Source organism: Herbaspirillum aquaticum, from assembly GCF_002213425.1.
Classification (GTDB): domain Bacteria; phylum Pseudomonadota; class Gammaproteobacteria; order Burkholderiales; family Burkholderiaceae_D; genus Herbaspirillum; species Herbaspirillum aquaticum.
Genome location: NZ_NJGV01000027.1, coordinates 61,097 through 74,998 on the forward strand (window position 1 = coordinate 61,097; position 13,902 = coordinate 74,998).

A 13,902-nucleotide genomic window follows, 5' to 3' on the forward strand; every position below is an offset into this window, starting at 1 on the left:
GTGCCTTGATGAACTGCCGGATCCCTCCCGGCGCCTTGCTGTCGAATCTTGACCCTGGGGACGGTTTCCTGAGAAAACTGTCTCTTAATCAATAGGTGCTAACTTTACCAGCAAAATTACAATTTTTGCGCCTCTGCCATCGGTCCGATTCTGGATATCGATGCGCCCGCCGTGTTCCTCGACGATTTTCTTGACCATCGCCAGTCCCAGTCCGGTTCCCCGGGCCTTGGACGTGACGTAGGGTTCGAAGGCGCGGGCGAGGATGGTGGGCGAGAAGCCCGGGCCGTTATCCATGATCGACAGACGCACGGCTGGCCGGCGCTGGCCGTCGGTACCGGCGATGTCGATCTGCTCGGTCAGCACGTCGATGCGCGGTGCGCTTTGGCCCTCATCGGTCACGGCATCCTGGGCGTTTTGCAGCAGGTTGTGGATGACCTGGCGCATCTGGGTGGCGTCGCCCATGACCTTGCTCATCTCCGGGGCCAGGCGCGCGTGGATCACGTCGCGGCCATCGCCGGCCAGGTAGAGGTTGAGGATTTCCTCGATGAGCGCATTGAGGTCGAGCGCCACCGGCTTGGCCGGCGGGGTCTTGGCATAGTCGCGGAAGTCGTCGACCATGCGCTTCATGGCCGTGACCTGGTTGACGATGGTGGTGGTGCCCTTGTCGAGGATGGCCGCATCGGCCGGCATGAGCTTGTCGGCCAGGCGATGCTGCAGGCGTTCGGCGGAGAGCTGGATGGGGGTGAGGGGATTCTTGATCTCGTGCGCCAGGCGGCGAGCCACTTCGCCCCAGGCAATCGAGCGCTGGGCCGAGATGACGTTGCTGATGTCGTCGAACACCACCACGTAGCCCACGCCGTTTTGCACCGGCAGGTGCGAGCCGCGCGCCAGCAGGGTCAGCTTGTCATGGTCGGGCTTGCCGCCTTGCTCGTCGCTGGTATCGAGCACGGCCCCGGGCTGGCGCGACAGTTCGAACTGGCGCTGCCAGTGCAGGCCGTCGGCGCTTTCGCTGCTGTGCTGGGCCAGCTGTTCGGAGAAGGCGCGGATGATGGCCTGGGCAAAGGGCGCCTGGCTCTCGATGGTCTGCAGGGGCGTGCCGATATTGGCCGAGAAGTCGTAACCGAGGATGCGGCGCACCGAATCGTTGGCGCTGACGATGTTGAATTGGCCATCCAGCACCATCACCCCGGCCGACATGTTGGCCAGCACCGATTCCAGGTAGGCCTTGGCATTTTCCAGCTCGGCGCGGTTCCTTTCCACCGAAGTGCGCGCCTCCAGCAGCTGGCGCGTCATGGTGTTGAAGGATTGCGTGAGCGTGCCCAGCTCGTCGGACGTACTGACGATGGGCCGGGGCGAGAGATTGCCCTCGGCCACCGCCTTGGTGCCCTCGGCCAGCAGCAGCAGCGGCTTGGCCAGGTCGCTGGCGATCAGGAAGGCGCTGGCGATGGCGGCGAAGATGGCCAGCAGCAGCGTCAGCGTCAGCGTGACCAGGTAGATCTTGCGCAGCCCCGAGCGCGAGACCGAGCGCTGCTGGTACTCGTTGTAGGCCAGCCGCAGGGTTTCGGCATTGGTGGCGAGGTAATCGGGGACCGGCTGCAGGATCTGCAGGTAGCGCGTTTCGTTCTGCAACGACATCCCGCGGCTGGGTGCCGGCACCAGCACCACCACGTGCAGCCGCAGGTTGCCGTCAGTGTCGGAGGCGCCGGGCGGGCGGGTGTCGTCGCTTTCCACCGCCGAGAAGGCGCGCGAGACCCGTGCCTGGCGCATCGCCTGGCTGCTGGGCAGGATGGGCGTGAGCGAACCGATGGAGCCGCCTACCGTACTCATCACCTGGCCATTGCCGTTGACGATGGTGATCTCCATGTTCTGGTCGCGCTGGCGCGAGAGGTAGGTCACCTGCTCGGAGTCGCTCATGTCGGAGAGCTCCTGGGCCATGCCGCGCGCCCGCGAGACGAGGTCCGAGAGCGAGGAGTCCAGCGCATTGCGGCCCAGGTTCAGGCCCGATTCCAGCGCCGCTTCCATGCGCACGTCAAACCAGGATTCGATGGAGCGCGACACGAACTGCACCGACATCAGATAGATCACCGCCCCCGGCACAATGCCCACCAGGGCAAACATCAGCACCAGGCGGGCCAGCAGCTTGGAGCCGAACTTGCCGCGCCGGTAGCGCTTGTAGAGGCGGCCCAGCAGCAGCAGCACCAGCCCCAGCAGGGAGATGGCGGCCAGGCCGTTCAAGAACAGCAGCCACGGGTAGTGCTGCTCGAAGAGGGCGGAGTTTTCGGAGGCCGAGGCCAGCAGGAACAGCAGGACGCTGATGACGCCCCCGCCGACCACCAGCAGATAGCGTAAGGTGCGGCTCATTCGGGTTTGAAATTGAATTCGATCCAGTCGGAAGACAGCCGCCAGTCACTGTTGTTGAGCGCATTGACCTGGAAGGGCTTGGGCAGCTGTGCCACGTCCAGCCGCATGCGCAGGCCGACGTGATAGGTCTCGCCGCTCTTGAGCGCGTTGTTGTCGGCGATGATCCAGCGCGGCGGGCGGCGGATCAGGGTCAGGGCGTCGTCCAGGTTGGTGAAGCTCTGCTGCAGCTGGCCGCTGATGGCGGTGTGGTACTGCCGGGTCAGCACGTTGTAGGACAGGCGCAGCGTGCGTGTGGCCGACAGGCTGGTCTCGTCGAACCAGTACCAGCGCCGGCGGGTGAGCTGGATGTCGGTGGTGAAGTAGAGCGGCACACCGCGCGAGAGCGCATCTTCCAGGCCGCGGTTCAAATCGAAGTCATAGGACACCGAGAGCCGGTAGCCTTCGTCGCTGGCTTCGATGGCCGCCTGGTTGACGGTGATCTCGGCGGCCTGGACGGCCAGCGAGGAACAGGCCAGCAGCAGCGCCAGCATCCATTGCAGCACCGCGCGCAGGAGCGCTGGCCAGCCGTTGCGCATGGGCGCCGGCATCAAGGCGGGGGAGGGGACCGATTGCGTCAAATTCATGCACCAGGTTTTTGGAACAGCGCATAGAACAGGCCATCGTGATCGGCATCGGCACCGGCAGTGGGCAGCAGTTGGCCTGGAGCGGGCAGCCGGATGGCATTGTTTTTCTGCGCGAAGGCGATCGCTTGCTGCTCCGATTCCTGGGGCCACAGCGAGCAGGTTACGAGCAGCAATTTACCATCGGGCCGCAGCATCTGCCAAAGCTTGTCCAAAATTTGCGCGGAAAGTGTTGCAAGCTGCGCGGTGTCGGTCTTGCGGCGCAGCCAGCGGATGTCCGGGTGGCGCCGCACGATGCCCGAGGCAGTACAGGGCACGTCGGCCAGGATGCGGTCGAAGCCCTGGCCATCCCACCAGCCGTCTTCACGGGCGTCGCCAGTCTTGAGCGCGGCCTTGAGCTGCAGGCGATCGAGGTTCTCGGCGATGCGCTGCAGGCGGCGTGGATCGTGGTCCAGGGCCTGCAGGTCGAGCTCGGCCAGTTCCAGCAGGTGTCCGGTCTTGCCGCCGGGCGCGGCGCAGGCGTCCAGCACGCGCATGCCATCGGCCACATCCAGCAGCGGCGCGGCGAGCTGGGCGGCAGCATCCTGCACCGACACCACGCCCTCGGCAAAGCCGGGGATTTGATGCACGGGAACCGGCTTGTCCAGCCGCACGGCATAGGGGCCGACGGCGCGTGCGCCCATGCCGGCCTGCTGCAGGGTGGACAGGTATTGCTCGACACTGGCACGGCGGCGATTCACGCGCAGCGTCAACGGCGGCGGCTGGTTGCCGGCATGCAGGATGGCTTGCCACTGTTCGGGATAGGCGCCCTTGAGGCGGTCGATCCACCAGGTCGGATAATTCCAGGTACCGGGCGGGGTCTTGGTGGCTTGCGGCATGAGCGCCGCGCGCTCGCGCAGGAAGCGGCGCAGGATGGCATTGACCACACCCTTGGCGAAACTCATTTCCTGGCTGATGGCCGCGGCCTGCACCGCCTGGTCGACCACGGTGAAGCTGTCGTAGCCCGCCTCTTCTTCATTGACCAGCAGCGCCAGTGCCGTCACCAGCAGTCCATGCAACACCTCTGGTTGCGGCGGCTTGTTGGCCAGCAAGCTGAGCAGGCTGTCGGTCAGCCCCAGGTGACGCATGGCGCGGTAGCTCAGGTCCTGGATGGCGCCGCGTGCCGGCGGCGGGGCATCGCTGCGCGCGAAGATCTGCGCCAGCGCCTGCGGCAGGGCGTGACCGGCGCGCACGGCGGCCACCGCCTGGGCAGCATAGGCCAGCTGATAGGCCAGGGAATCGGCCTTGGCGCCGGGGGGAAGAAGAGAAATCTGGATCACGTCGTTGCAGGTTCAGGAAGATAAGGCGGCGCCCTTGTTGCAAGGAGGCAATGGTCGATGCAAGTGGCGCGGGCCGCCAGTGTACCAGCGGCCAATGGTGCTCACACCTGCCAGTTGCAATTGAGCCTGCGCGATGCCATCGGGCGGCCTTCTGCAACACGCTGAGCACGCGCAAAAACGGCTGCCGCGGTGGATGATCGCGGCAGCCGTTTTGCTGGTGTGTCAGGCCGGGAGCTGCCTGGCCGCCCGCTGGCCGCCTGCTCCCGGAAGGGCTCAGACGCCCCAGAGGATGTCGTGATTGCCCTTCTTGGCTTCGCGCAGCATGTCCAGCAGCGGATAGGCGCGTGCCGAGAAGCTGACCGGCTCGATCTTTTCGTGGTTGTGGTCGTCGACGTCGGCGTTGTGGTGAGCGTTGACGTCACGCGCCAGGGCTTCGGCCGCTTCATGCGACTTGCTGGCGGTGATCTGCTGCTCCAGCAGGGCGATGGCGTCACCCGCCTCGGCAGCGGTGATCACGCCACGGGCGGCGTCCTTGTGCAGCAGGTCCAGGATGGGTTTGGCGTGCGATTCGTACATCACCACATCGGCAGCCGCTTTTGATTTGAATGTGATCAGCATATTTCCTCAGGGTCTTTGAATGAAAACGTTTTTTGGGGCGCTCGCCGGGGGCGGGGCGCTGGAAATGCGCTGCAGACTGCATCCGCATTTCTGCGGGAGTACCCGTTTGGAGTGACGGGCAGGACAAGAATACTCCGGGAGCCAGAATCTTGTCATCCAGCCCGGTCCCGCTCAGGTTGGTTTGAAAGAGCTGAAAAAGGTTTCAATATTTTCCTCGGTGAAGGCCTTTTCCTCTCCCACGATGAGAATCTGGTACACCCGGCGCTCCCGCACCGCCAGCCGTGCCACCAGCCGCAGGGGGCGGCCGCGGGACACGCCCCGTGCGTCCAGGTCCAGCGTGCGCGCCAGGCCCGTGGTCTTGCCCGGCCACAGCGGCGCGCCCTGCGGCTGGCCGCCGATATTGTTGAGCAGGGCGGTGCGCATCGCTTCCAATGCCCGGTTGGCCGCCGCCGCATCGGGCAGCTCGGCCGTGCCCACGGCGAAGGTGAGGCCATCGACCTCGGCGGCCGTCATGCTCATGTCGACCTTGGGACCGTCCAGGTCCACCGGACGCGTCACGCTGGCCGGCTTGGCCGGCAGCAGGACCACGAAATGGGCGCCGTTGTCGCTGGCCTCGCGCCAGTTGTAGCGCGGTGAGCAGGCCGCCAGGCACAGGCAGGCTACGGACAGCAACAGCAGGGCAGGACGGAGGCGGGGCATGAGAAAGGTCCGGAACGGGGAGAGGGGCATCATATCAAAGCTGGTTTGAGGCGCATGTGAAGCAAATAGCGCGATTGTCCGATGGCCGTACGGCAATTCTTGCGGTATAAGAACGCATCGAAACGGAACCCTTTCCCGATATGAATCAAGATACCCAAACCGGCCTGCCGGAACTGACCCTGCGCGGAATGCTGCTGGGCGCGCTCATCACGGTGGTCTTCACCGCCTCCAACGTGTATCTCGGGCTGAAGGTCGGCTTGACCTTTTCCTCGGCGATCCCTGCTGCGGTGATCTCGATGGCGGTCTTGCGCCTGTTTTCCAATGCCAACATCCTGGAAAACAACATGGTCCAGACCCAGGCCTCGGCGGCCGGCACGCTCTCTTCCATCATCTTCATCCTGCCCGGCCTGGTGATGATGGGGCACTGGCAGGGCTTCCCCTTCCTGCAGACGCTGGGCATCTGCGCCGCCGGAGGCATGCTGGGGGTGATGTTCTCCATCCCGTTGCGCCGGGTGATGGTGGTGCAGAGCGCGCTGCCCTATCCGGAAGGCGTGGCAGCGGCGGAAATCCTGCGCGTGGGCAGCGCCGACGCCGATGGCGGCGAGGAAACCCGGCGCGGCCTGCGTGACATCCTGTTCGGGGGCACGCTGGCAGCGGCCTTCAGTGTGATCGCCAGCGGACTGAAGCTGTTTTCCGAAAGCATCAGCCTCTGGTTGACCGCCGGCGCCTCGGTGGTCCGCCTGACGATGGGATTTTCGCTGGCGCTGGTGGGCGCGGGCTACATGATCGGCATCGTCTCCGGCATCGCCATCCTGATCGGCCTGGTCATCGCCTGGGGCGTGGCCGTGCCTTACCTCACCGCCGTCACCCCGCATGCCGCCGATGTCGCCCTGGCGGACTTTGCCAACGGGTTGTGGAAAAGCCAGGTGCGCTTCATCGGTGCCGGCATGATCGGTGTGGCCGCCGTGTGGACCCTGGCCACGCTCTTCAAGCCCATGCTGGAAGGCGTCAAGGCCTCGCTGTCGACGCTCTCGCGCCGTCAGCAGGGCAGCACCGAGCGCACCGACCAGGACATGTCGCCGCGCTGGATCATCGTCATCAGCCTGGCCATGATTGCGCTGCTGGCGGTGGTATTCGCGTCCTTCCTTTCCGAAGCACCGGTGTCGCCGGCGCTGTTCATCGGGCTGATCGTCTATGCGGTGGTGTTCGCCTTCGTGTTCGGCTTCCTGGTAGCGGCGGCCTGCGGTTACATGGCCGGCCTGATCGGTTCGTCTTCCAGCCCGATCTCGGGCATCGGCATCGTGGCCGTGATCCTGGTGTCGGTGCTGCTGCTGGTGTCGGGCGCGGTCGATCCGCTGCTGGCCACGCCCGCAGGCAGCAAGCTGGCCATCGCGGTGGCGCTGTTCGTCACCGCGGCCATCATTGCCGTGGCGGCCATCGCCAATGACAACCTGCAAGACCTGAAGACCGGCCAACTGGTCGGTGCCACCCCCTGGCGCCAGCAGGTGGCGCTGCTGGTGGGTTGCGTGGTGGGCGCGCTCATCATCCCGCCGGTGCTCAACCTGCTCTACAACGCCTATGGCTTTACCGGAGCCCTGCCGCGTGCGGGCATGGATGCAGCCCAGGCCCTGGCGGCCCCGCAGGCCACCCTGATGACGGCGATTGCTACCGGCATCTTCACCCGTGAGCTGAACTGGACCATGCTGGGCGTCGGTGTGGCACTGGGCATCGTGCTCATCGTGATCGACTGGCTGCTGGCCCGCCGTGGCGGCGTGGCGCGCTTGCCGGTACTGGCAGTGGGCATCGGCATCTACCTGCCGCCGATGGTCAGCAGTGCCCTGTTCCTGGGCGCGGTGCTGGGCTGGCTGATCGAACGCGCACTGCGCCGCCGCGCGCTGGCCGCCGGCGCGGATCTGGAAGCCTATGCCGACAAGCCGCGCCAGCGCGGCATCCTGGTGGCCTCCGGCCTGATCGTGGGGGAAAGCCTGGTGGGTGTGCTGCTGGCCGCCATCATCGGCTTTACCGGCAAGGATGCACCGCTGGCCGTGGTGTCGGGTGCGTTTGAATCGACCGGGCAGTGGCTGGGTCTGGTTGCGCTGGTGCTGGTGCTGGTCGCGTTTGCGCGCCGTATCCTGCCGGCGCGCTGAAGACTGAGCTAGCGAGAATGCGCTGCTGGTGGTGCTTCAGTGCACCCACCAGTAGCGCAGGATATGAAAGAAAATCGGTGCCGAGAAACTGATCGAATCGACCCGGTCCAGCATGCCGCCATGGCCTTCGATCATGGCACCCCAGTCCTTGAGTCCGCGGTCACGCTTGATCGCCGACAGCACGAAGCCCCCGAAGAAGCCCAGGATGTTGATGGTCAGCGCCACCAGCGCTGCCTGCCAGACATTGAAGGGCGTGATCCAGTACAGCGCAGCGCCGACGGCGGTGGAGGTCAGCACGCCACCGACCAGGCCTTCCAGCGTCTTGGAAGGTGAAATCTGCGGGGCCAGCTTGCGCTTGCCGAACAGCTTGCCCCATACGTACTGGAACACATCGCTGGATTGCACCGTCAGCACCAGGAACACGATCAACTGCAGGTTGCGTCCCTCGAAGCCCGCGATGGGCAGCGTCAGCAAGGCCGGCACGTGCGAGATGCAGTAGACGCAGATCATCAGCCCCCACTGCACCTTGGCCGCACGCTCCAGGAAGTGCTTGGTATCGGTGGAGAGCGAGGCCGAGATCGGCAGCAGCAGGAAGGCGTAGACCGGAATCAGGATGGAGAACAGGCCATACCAGTCCATCCCGATCAGGACGTACTGCAGCGGCAGGAATACGAAGAAGCACCACAGCAGCGCCCGATGGTCGCCCACGCGGGTGTAGGTGACGGAAATGAATTCACGCAGCGCCTGCAGCGAGATGAAGGCAAACAGCACTACCACGCCGGTCTTGCCGATCCAGAACGCGATGGCCAGTGCGCCGATCATCCACCACCAGGCCTTGATGCGGGCATTGAGATTGTCGATGACGCTGCTGCTGCGTCCGGCCAGGCGCCAGCGCAGCAGGCCACCGACCGAACTGGCCAGGGCGAGGACGGCGAACACGCCGCCAAAGAGGGCGAAGAGGGTATCTTGGGGAGTCATGGTCGTTCGTCGCAGATCATTCGGCCACGGGGGCCAGGGCGAGCAGGGCCTGGCGGGTGCGGGCCAGGAACTGTTCCTTGCTTTCGTCGGGGCGCAGCATCAGGGGCTCGCCGAAGCTGAGGGTGCAGAGCAGCGGCAGCGGTACCAGATGGCCCTTGGGCATGGCACGGCCGAGATTTTCGATCCACACCGGCACCAGTTCCACTTCCGGATGCGCGCAGGCCAGGTGATACAGGCCGCTCTTGAAGGGCAGCAGGCCCTCTTCCAGGTTGCGCGTGCCTTCCGGGAACAGGATCAGCGATTCACCTCCCGCCAGCACCTGGCCCATCACGCCGATAGGATCGGCGCTGCGGCCGGCCTGGCGATCCACCAGCACGCCCCGGAACACCCGGTTGATCACATAGCGCCGCACGGCACTGCTGAGCCAGTAGTCCGACCCGGCCACTGGTCGGGTGCGCTTGCGCATGGCGCGCGGCAGCATGCTCCAGACCAGCACGAAATCACCGTGGCTGCGGTGGTTGGGATAGTAGACCCGCAGCTTGCCGGGATCGGGTGCGGCAAACCAGCGGGCACGCACGCCCGTGAGCACGCGGGCGAAGGTGCAGATGGCGGAGGCGAAGAGGCGGTCGATCAGCATACAAATTCAGTCTTCAAGATTCAGGAAATGAACAGCAACGCCAAGGTGGCCACCCAGGCCGCAAGCTGCAAGGCCAGGCATCGGACCTGATTCTTCACCAGGCGGCGTACCCCGGCGATGCGTTGGGCCAGCGGGCGCGGCGCCGCACTGGCCTTGGTGCCCAGACCGCTGTCTGCGAGGGCCAGGTCGAAGGCAGCCAGATCGTCCTGCGGTGGACTTCCCTGGTGCCAGCGGCGGGCCCATGAGGTGAAGATGGGGACATCGAAGGCGCAGCGCAGGGCGAAACCGCATTCGGCAACCCCGAACACGATGGACAGCGCGAGCGCAGCCCAGGCTGCAGGGCCGCCCGGATGCAAGACCAGCAGGACCAGCGCACTGATGCTGAGCAGGCGGCTGGTATTGTCCAGCGGACGGCTCAGGGCCAGGATCGCCAGGGCAATGTCGGCCTGGTGGGCTGCCTGCCGCGCAGCTGGAGAGTTTTCAGGCGCGAGACCTTGATGGGCAGCGTCGTTGGCGGCATCGTTGCCGGATCCTTGGCGCAGGTCAGGCATGGCGTTCTCCCTTCAGCAGGCGCTGCTCGACTTCCCGCAGGCGTTCGCGCAGCGCAGCGTTGATGACCACCGTGGGGCGGCGTTCGGCCAGCAGCGCAAGAGCAGCGTCCATGTCGGGACAGCGTCCGCTCAGGCAGAGCCAGGTCGCCACTGCAGCAGCGCTGCGCGAATAGCCCAGCGCACAGGCCACCAGCACTGGTCCATGGCTGCGCAGTGATTCGATACTGCGGGCGGCCGCCAGCAATTGATTGGCGTCGGGCGTGACCAGATCCAGCCAGGCATGGCCGGCATAAGCCCACGGACCGCGCGGGGCGGGCAGTTCGGCGCAGAGGTCGCACAGGGCGGCGAACGGGCCGGCGCGCATGTCGGCGGCGCTTGGCAAGCGGCCCAGCCAGACATCCCCGGTGATGGGATCTGGCTGCGGACGGCGGCGGGTCCACAGGCGGGCATTGATCCAGGCACCCAATACATGTGGAGCCAGCAACCAGGTGACGGCCAGCGACCGGCGGCCGTCGTGCTTCTGGAAACCGGCGGCACCGGCATGGGCGTAATTCCAAGCCACGATGGCCAGCGACAAGGCCAGCCAGCCCAGTGGGGCGGCCAAGGCGCGCACGGAGATTGCCAGCGCCAGTGCCAGCAAGGCTCCCAGCGCGTAGGCCAGCGCCAGACGCATGCGTCGCGCACTGCGCTGGCCGCTGCGGCGCAGCGGCGTATCCCCCTCATCCGGCCACAGCCACAGGCAGAACAGGCCCAGCATGGCACCGGTCGGGATATCGATGAAGTGATGCTGCCAGGTCGTCAGCACGGACAGGCCGATCAGCAGCGCCCAGCCATGGATCACCAGCTGCCAGAACCAATGGGTGCGCAGCCGGGCGAACTGGACCCAGATCAGCACCAGCAGCGCGATATGCAGCGAAGGCGCCTGGTTGAAGGGCAGGTCGAAGGCCGCCAGTGAGGCGAAGAGCGCGCCAAACAGTCCGTCGGTGGCCGGCCGCTCGAAGGCAAAGCGCAGCGGAAAGGCCAGGAAGCAGGCCACCGCGATCAGTTGCGTCGTCAGCAGCCGCAGCGCATGGCGATCGGTCTCGCGCGGGGTACGGCAGCACAGGAAGGAAAACCCGTAGAGCAGGTCGATGGACCAATAGGGCAGGATGGACCAGGGCAGGAACGGGATATGGCGCTCCCAGCCATAGAAGAAGCTTGGCACGCTGGCGCGCGCGGCCGCCGCGTGGTTGGCGAAGCCATAGCTGAGGAAGAACAGCGGCCCCAGCAACAGCAGCCAGGCCACGCCGCGTTTCCAGGGCAGCAGGGTGGCCGGTGCCGCCGCGGGCAGCAGGCGGTCGGCCTGGCTCATGCCGCCTTGCGCCGGGCCAGCGAGACGGTAAAGATGCCCCACTGGTCGATGCGCTGTTCGATCTTTTCGAACCCGGCCTCGGCCACCAGCTGGTCCATCTCGGCTTGCGTGCGGCGACGCATGACCCAGGCCTGGCCGCCGCGATGGCTGGTGAGGGCGCGGGCGATCAGTTCCAGCTGCGGATGCCAGGGCTGGCCGGTATAGACCAGATAGCCCCCCGGTGCGATGGCCTCGGCCAGGCCGGCCAGGGAGGTGGCCACGGCCTCATTGTCCGGGAACAGTTCGTAGAGGCCGGAGACGATGCCCACCGTCGGGCGCGGCGTGACGGCGGCCAGGCTGGCGCGGTCGAAGGCGTCGCCCTGCACGAAGCGGGCGATGTCGGCCAGGCCCTTCTCGGCAATGAGCGCCGTGCCTTGCTGCACGTTCAGTTCGCTGTAGTCGCGCAGCAGGATGGAATCGGGACGCGGTCCCTGGCCCAGCGCTTCCAGCACGTACCGGCCATGGCCGGCGGCGATATCGAGTACGCGCAGCGGCTGTCCGTCCGCCTGCAGGCGCGCCAGGGCCGTGCGCAGCAATTCCTCTACATGCAGCTTGCGCTGGCGGATGCCTTTCCAGCCGATCGCCTCCAGGTACTGGCGATCGATGGCGCGGCCCAGCGGACCAACGCCTTCGGGCGTGTTGCGGTAGACGTAATCGAGTGTGCTGCCCGAATCAAAACCGGTGCGATGTCCCAGCGCCACGCCCTTGGAGAGCAGGCCGCCCAGCTTCATGTTGGCGCGGTAACTGGCCCAGTACAGGCCCTTGGGGCTGAGGGCGGGCAGCGCTGCGGAGAGCTGGCGCGACTCTTCGAAGGTCGGACCTTGGCGGTGCGACTGGCGCAGGTCCGGCCGGGCCCAGGGTTGGGCGAACTGGCGCAGGATGAATTCACGCGCCAGATCGGTGGCGATCTTGCGGTCCTTTTCGCCGAAGGTGTCGTGGTAGAAGCCGGGGAGGACGTGCTTTTCCTTCACTGGTGTGCCCAGGCGCGCGAAGAAATCGTGCTGGGGGCCATGGTGCACCACCCAGTCCGCGCCGGAAATGAGCAATTGCGTGGGAATGGTGATGGCCTGGGCATCGGCGACCACGCGTTCGGCCGCTTCATACAGCGCCAGCAGGATGTTCACGGAGATCGGGCGGCTGATCAGCGGATCGTTGTCGTAGGAGGCCTGGCGCTGCCGGTCGTGGGTCAGGTACTTCGCCTTGACGTAGCTGTTGACGAAGAAATTGCCGCGCAGCTTCTGCTGCAGGGCCAGTCCTGGACGGGCGAAGGGAACATAAAGCTTCACCTTGAAGGCCGGCGAGGCCAGTACCAGGCAGCGCACGCGGGGCGCGTAGTCATGCGCCCAGGTCGAGACCAGCACCGCGCCCACGCTCTGGGCCAGCACGGCCATGTCTTCCTCGGCCACCTGCCACTGGTCGCGCAGGTGGTGGATGAAGGTTTGTACGTCCCGCACCGAGTGCGCAAAACTGGGGGAATAGCCACGCGGGCCCGGCGAACGGCCATGGCCGCGCGCATCCCAGGCATAGAAATCGAAATCGGGGAGGCCAAGTTCATCGACCAGGTGCTCCATGCGCCCGCCATGCTCGTGGCCGCGATGGAACATGACGACAGCGCCGCGCCGCTGCGCGCCGGTGGCCGGCCAGCGGCGATAGAACAGGGATTGGCCGTCGTGGGTGGTGAACTGGTGTTCCTGGCAGGATCGTGTCATGGGTGGGAGGCGGCGCGCAGGCCGCTGCGGATGCGGTTGATGATATTGAGGAGGATGGCGATCACAGCCAGCGGCAGCGCCCAGAAGATCCAGGCCGGGAGGCTGCCGGCCAGTCCCAGCCACAAGCCCAGTGCGCCGAACAGGAAGGCGCGGTCGCTCTTGCCCATGGGGCCGTCGTACTGGCGCGGCGCACCGACCATGGGGCCGAGCGCCCCGGCCATCTCCGACACCGCAGACAGGAAGATCACCCCGCCCACGCTGGCCCAGCCGAACGGGGCCACCAGTGCAAAGGGCAGGTACAGGGCAGCATCGGAGATGACGTCGGTCAGTTCATTGAGATAGGCCCCCAGTGCCGACTGCTGGCCGAATTCACGCGCCAGCATGCCATCGACGGCATTGAAGGCCATGCGCAGGAACATCCACAGCGGCAGCAGCAGGAACAGCGCCGGCCGCTGCGGCCCGGCCACGAAGAGCAGCGCGCCCAGTGCCAGCGAGACCAGCATGGCAAGTACGGTGACCGCATTGGCCGTCACGCCGGCCTGGGCCAGGGCGCGCACCATGGGCCGCAAGAGCGCCTGGAAGCGGGGTTTGAGTTGATAGATGCTGATCATGCGGCACCTGCCGCACGGCCGTCGGGGAGGGGAGAGGGCATGGAGGATCGTCCTTGTTGTCGATTCTGATTTGTTATTTGTTGTGTCGGGCGAAGCTCACCTTAGGCAACGCAATGGCGTCTTCTGTTCCCGGTTGATGCGAGCAGAAGTGGAATTTGAGGGAATGAGCGGGGAGCTCTCGTCGCCGTTCGAGAAGCGCGTTGACTCAATGTCATCGGCTTGGGCGACGTTGCCGCCGGCAGGCGAGCGAAGGTGTGACAGC

Annotated in this window: 12 protein-coding genes; 1 reads left to right on the forward strand and 11 read right to left on the reverse strand. The window is 66.0% G+C overall.

Features of this window, described 5'->3' with window-relative positions:
* Positions 1–84: 84 nt before the first annotated feature.
* From CEJ45_RS21965 to CEJ45_RS21985, 5 genes are all read right to left on the reverse strand, one after another.
* Positions 85–2,361: a sensor histidine kinase gene (locus CEJ45_RS21965; RefSeq protein ID WP_088757181.1), complete on the reverse strand. Its 2,277-nt coding sequence runs from the start codon at positions 2,359–2,361 to the stop codon at positions 85–87.
* Positions 2,358–2,984: a DUF4390 domain-containing protein gene (locus tag CEJ45_RS21970; RefSeq protein WP_284702414.1), complete on the reverse strand. Its 627-nt coding sequence runs from the start codon at positions 2,982–2,984 to the stop codon at positions 2,358–2,360. Before CEJ45_RS21970 ends, CEJ45_RS21965 begins: the two co-directional genes overlap by 4 nt.
* Positions 2,981–4,300 carry a 16S rRNA (cytosine(967)-C(5))-methyltransferase RsmB gene (rsmB, locus tag CEJ45_RS21975; protein WP_088757182.1) on the reverse strand — a complete coding sequence of 440 codons (1,320 nt, stop codon included), beginning with the start codon at positions 4,298–4,300 and terminating at the stop codon, positions 2,981–2,983. Before rsmB ends, CEJ45_RS21970 begins: the two co-directional genes overlap by 4 nt.
* A gap of 273 nt (positions 4,301–4,573) precedes the next feature.
* On the reverse strand, positions 4,574–4,918 hold the full coding sequence (locus tag CEJ45_RS21980) for a DUF1840 domain-containing protein (RefSeq protein WP_088757183.1): 345 nt from the start codon (positions 4,916–4,918) through the stop codon (positions 4,574–4,576).
* Between the two features lie 171 nt (positions 4,919–5,089).
* A complete protein-coding gene (locus tag CEJ45_RS21985; RefSeq protein WP_088757184.1) occupies positions 5,090–5,617 on the reverse strand; it encodes a hypothetical protein in 528 nt (175 codons plus the stop codon).
* Between the two features lie 140 nt (positions 5,618–5,757).
* On the opposite strand from CEJ45_RS21985, the gene CEJ45_RS21990 reads away from it, so the two are divergent.
* On the forward strand, positions 5,758–7,764 hold the full coding sequence (locus tag CEJ45_RS21990) for an OPT family oligopeptide transporter (protein WP_088757185.1): 2,007 nt from the start codon (positions 5,758–5,760) through the stop codon (positions 7,762–7,764).
* Positions 7,765–7,800: 36 nt separating this feature from the next.
* On the opposite strand, the gene CEJ45_RS21995 is transcribed toward CEJ45_RS21990, so the two are convergent.
* From CEJ45_RS21995 to CEJ45_RS22015, 6 genes are read right to left on the reverse strand one after another with little or no spacing between them, the layout of a single operon-like run.
* Positions 7,801–8,742 carry a phosphatidate cytidylyltransferase gene (locus CEJ45_RS21995; protein ID WP_088757186.1) on the reverse strand — a complete coding sequence of 314 codons (942 nt, stop codon included), beginning with the start codon at positions 8,740–8,742 and terminating at the stop codon, positions 7,801–7,803.
* A gap of 16 nt (positions 8,743–8,758) precedes the next feature.
* Complete coding sequence (locus tag CEJ45_RS22000) at positions 8,759–9,379, reverse strand: lysophospholipid acyltransferase family protein (RefSeq protein ID WP_083859687.1); 621 nt, start codon at positions 9,377–9,379, stop codon at positions 8,759–8,761.
* Between the two features lie 20 nt (positions 9,380–9,399).
* Positions 9,400–9,930, reverse strand: coding sequence for a hypothetical protein (locus CEJ45_RS25210; RefSeq protein ID WP_187697727.1), 531 nt, complete (start codon positions 9,928–9,930; stop codon positions 9,400–9,402).
* The gene (locus CEJ45_RS22005; RefSeq protein WP_187697728.1) at positions 9,923–11,281 is read right to left on the reverse strand and encodes a phosphatase PAP2/dual specificity phosphatase family protein; all 1,359 of its coding nucleotides are present in this window, start codon (positions 11,279–11,281) and stop codon (positions 9,923–9,925) included. The genes CEJ45_RS25210 and CEJ45_RS22005 overlap by 8 nt, the downstream gene beginning before the upstream one ends.
* The gene (locus CEJ45_RS22010) at positions 11,278–13,029 is read right to left on the reverse strand and encodes a bifunctional alpha/beta hydrolase/class I SAM-dependent methyltransferase (RefSeq protein ID WP_088757187.1); all 1,752 of its coding nucleotides are present in this window, start codon (positions 13,027–13,029) and stop codon (positions 11,278–11,280) included. The genes CEJ45_RS22005 and CEJ45_RS22010 overlap by 4 nt, the downstream gene beginning before the upstream one ends.
* Positions 13,026–13,640 carry a CDP-alcohol phosphatidyltransferase family protein gene (locus CEJ45_RS22015; protein WP_088757188.1) on the reverse strand — a complete coding sequence of 205 codons (615 nt, stop codon included), beginning with the start codon at positions 13,638–13,640 and terminating at the stop codon, positions 13,026–13,028. Before CEJ45_RS22015 ends, CEJ45_RS22010 begins: the two co-directional genes overlap by 4 nt.
* Positions 13,641–13,902: the final 262 nt, after the last annotated feature.

Excerpts from the sequence above, each read along its gene's own strand:
- CEJ45_RS21965 (WP_088757181.1), bottom strand. The coding sequence starts at position 2,361 with ATGAGCCGCACCTTACGCTATCTGCTGGTGGTCGGCGGGGGCGTCATC.
- CEJ45_RS21970 (WP_284702414.1), bottom strand. The coding sequence starts at position 2,984 with ATGAATTTGACGCAATCGGTCCCCTCCCCCGCCTTGATGCCGGCGCCC.
- CEJ45_RS21980 (WP_088757183.1), bottom strand. The coding sequence starts at position 4,918 with ATGCTGATCACATTCAAATCAAAAGCGGCTGCCGATGTGGTGATGTAC.
- CEJ45_RS21985 (WP_088757184.1), bottom strand. The coding sequence starts at position 5,617 with ATGCCCCGCCTCCGTCCTGCCCTGCTGTTGCTGTCCGTAGCCTGCCTG.
- CEJ45_RS21990 (WP_088757185.1), top strand. The coding sequence starts at position 5,758 with ATGAATCAAGATACCCAAACCGGCCTGCCGGAACTGACCCTGCGCGGA.
- CEJ45_RS21995 (WP_088757186.1), bottom strand. The coding sequence starts at position 8,742 with ATGACTCCCCAAGATACCCTCTTCGCCCTCTTTGGCGGCGTGTTCGCC.
- CEJ45_RS22000 (WP_083859687.1), bottom strand. The coding sequence starts at position 9,379 with ATGCTGATCGACCGCCTCTTCGCCTCCGCCATCTGCACCTTCGCCCGC.
- CEJ45_RS25210 (WP_187697727.1), bottom strand. The coding sequence starts at position 9,930 with ATGCCTGACCTGCGCCAAGGATCCGGCAACGATGCCGCCAACGACGCT.
- CEJ45_RS22005 (WP_187697728.1), bottom strand. The coding sequence starts at position 11,281 with ATGAGCCAGGCCGACCGCCTGCTGCCCGCGGCGGCACCGGCCACCCTG.
- CEJ45_RS22010 (WP_088757187.1), bottom strand. The coding sequence starts at position 13,029 with ATGACACGATCCTGCCAGGAACACCAGTTCACCACCCACGACGGCCAA.
- CEJ45_RS22015 (WP_088757188.1), bottom strand. The coding sequence starts at position 13,640 with ATGATCAGCATCTATCAACTCAAACCCCGCTTCCAGGCGCTCTTGCGG.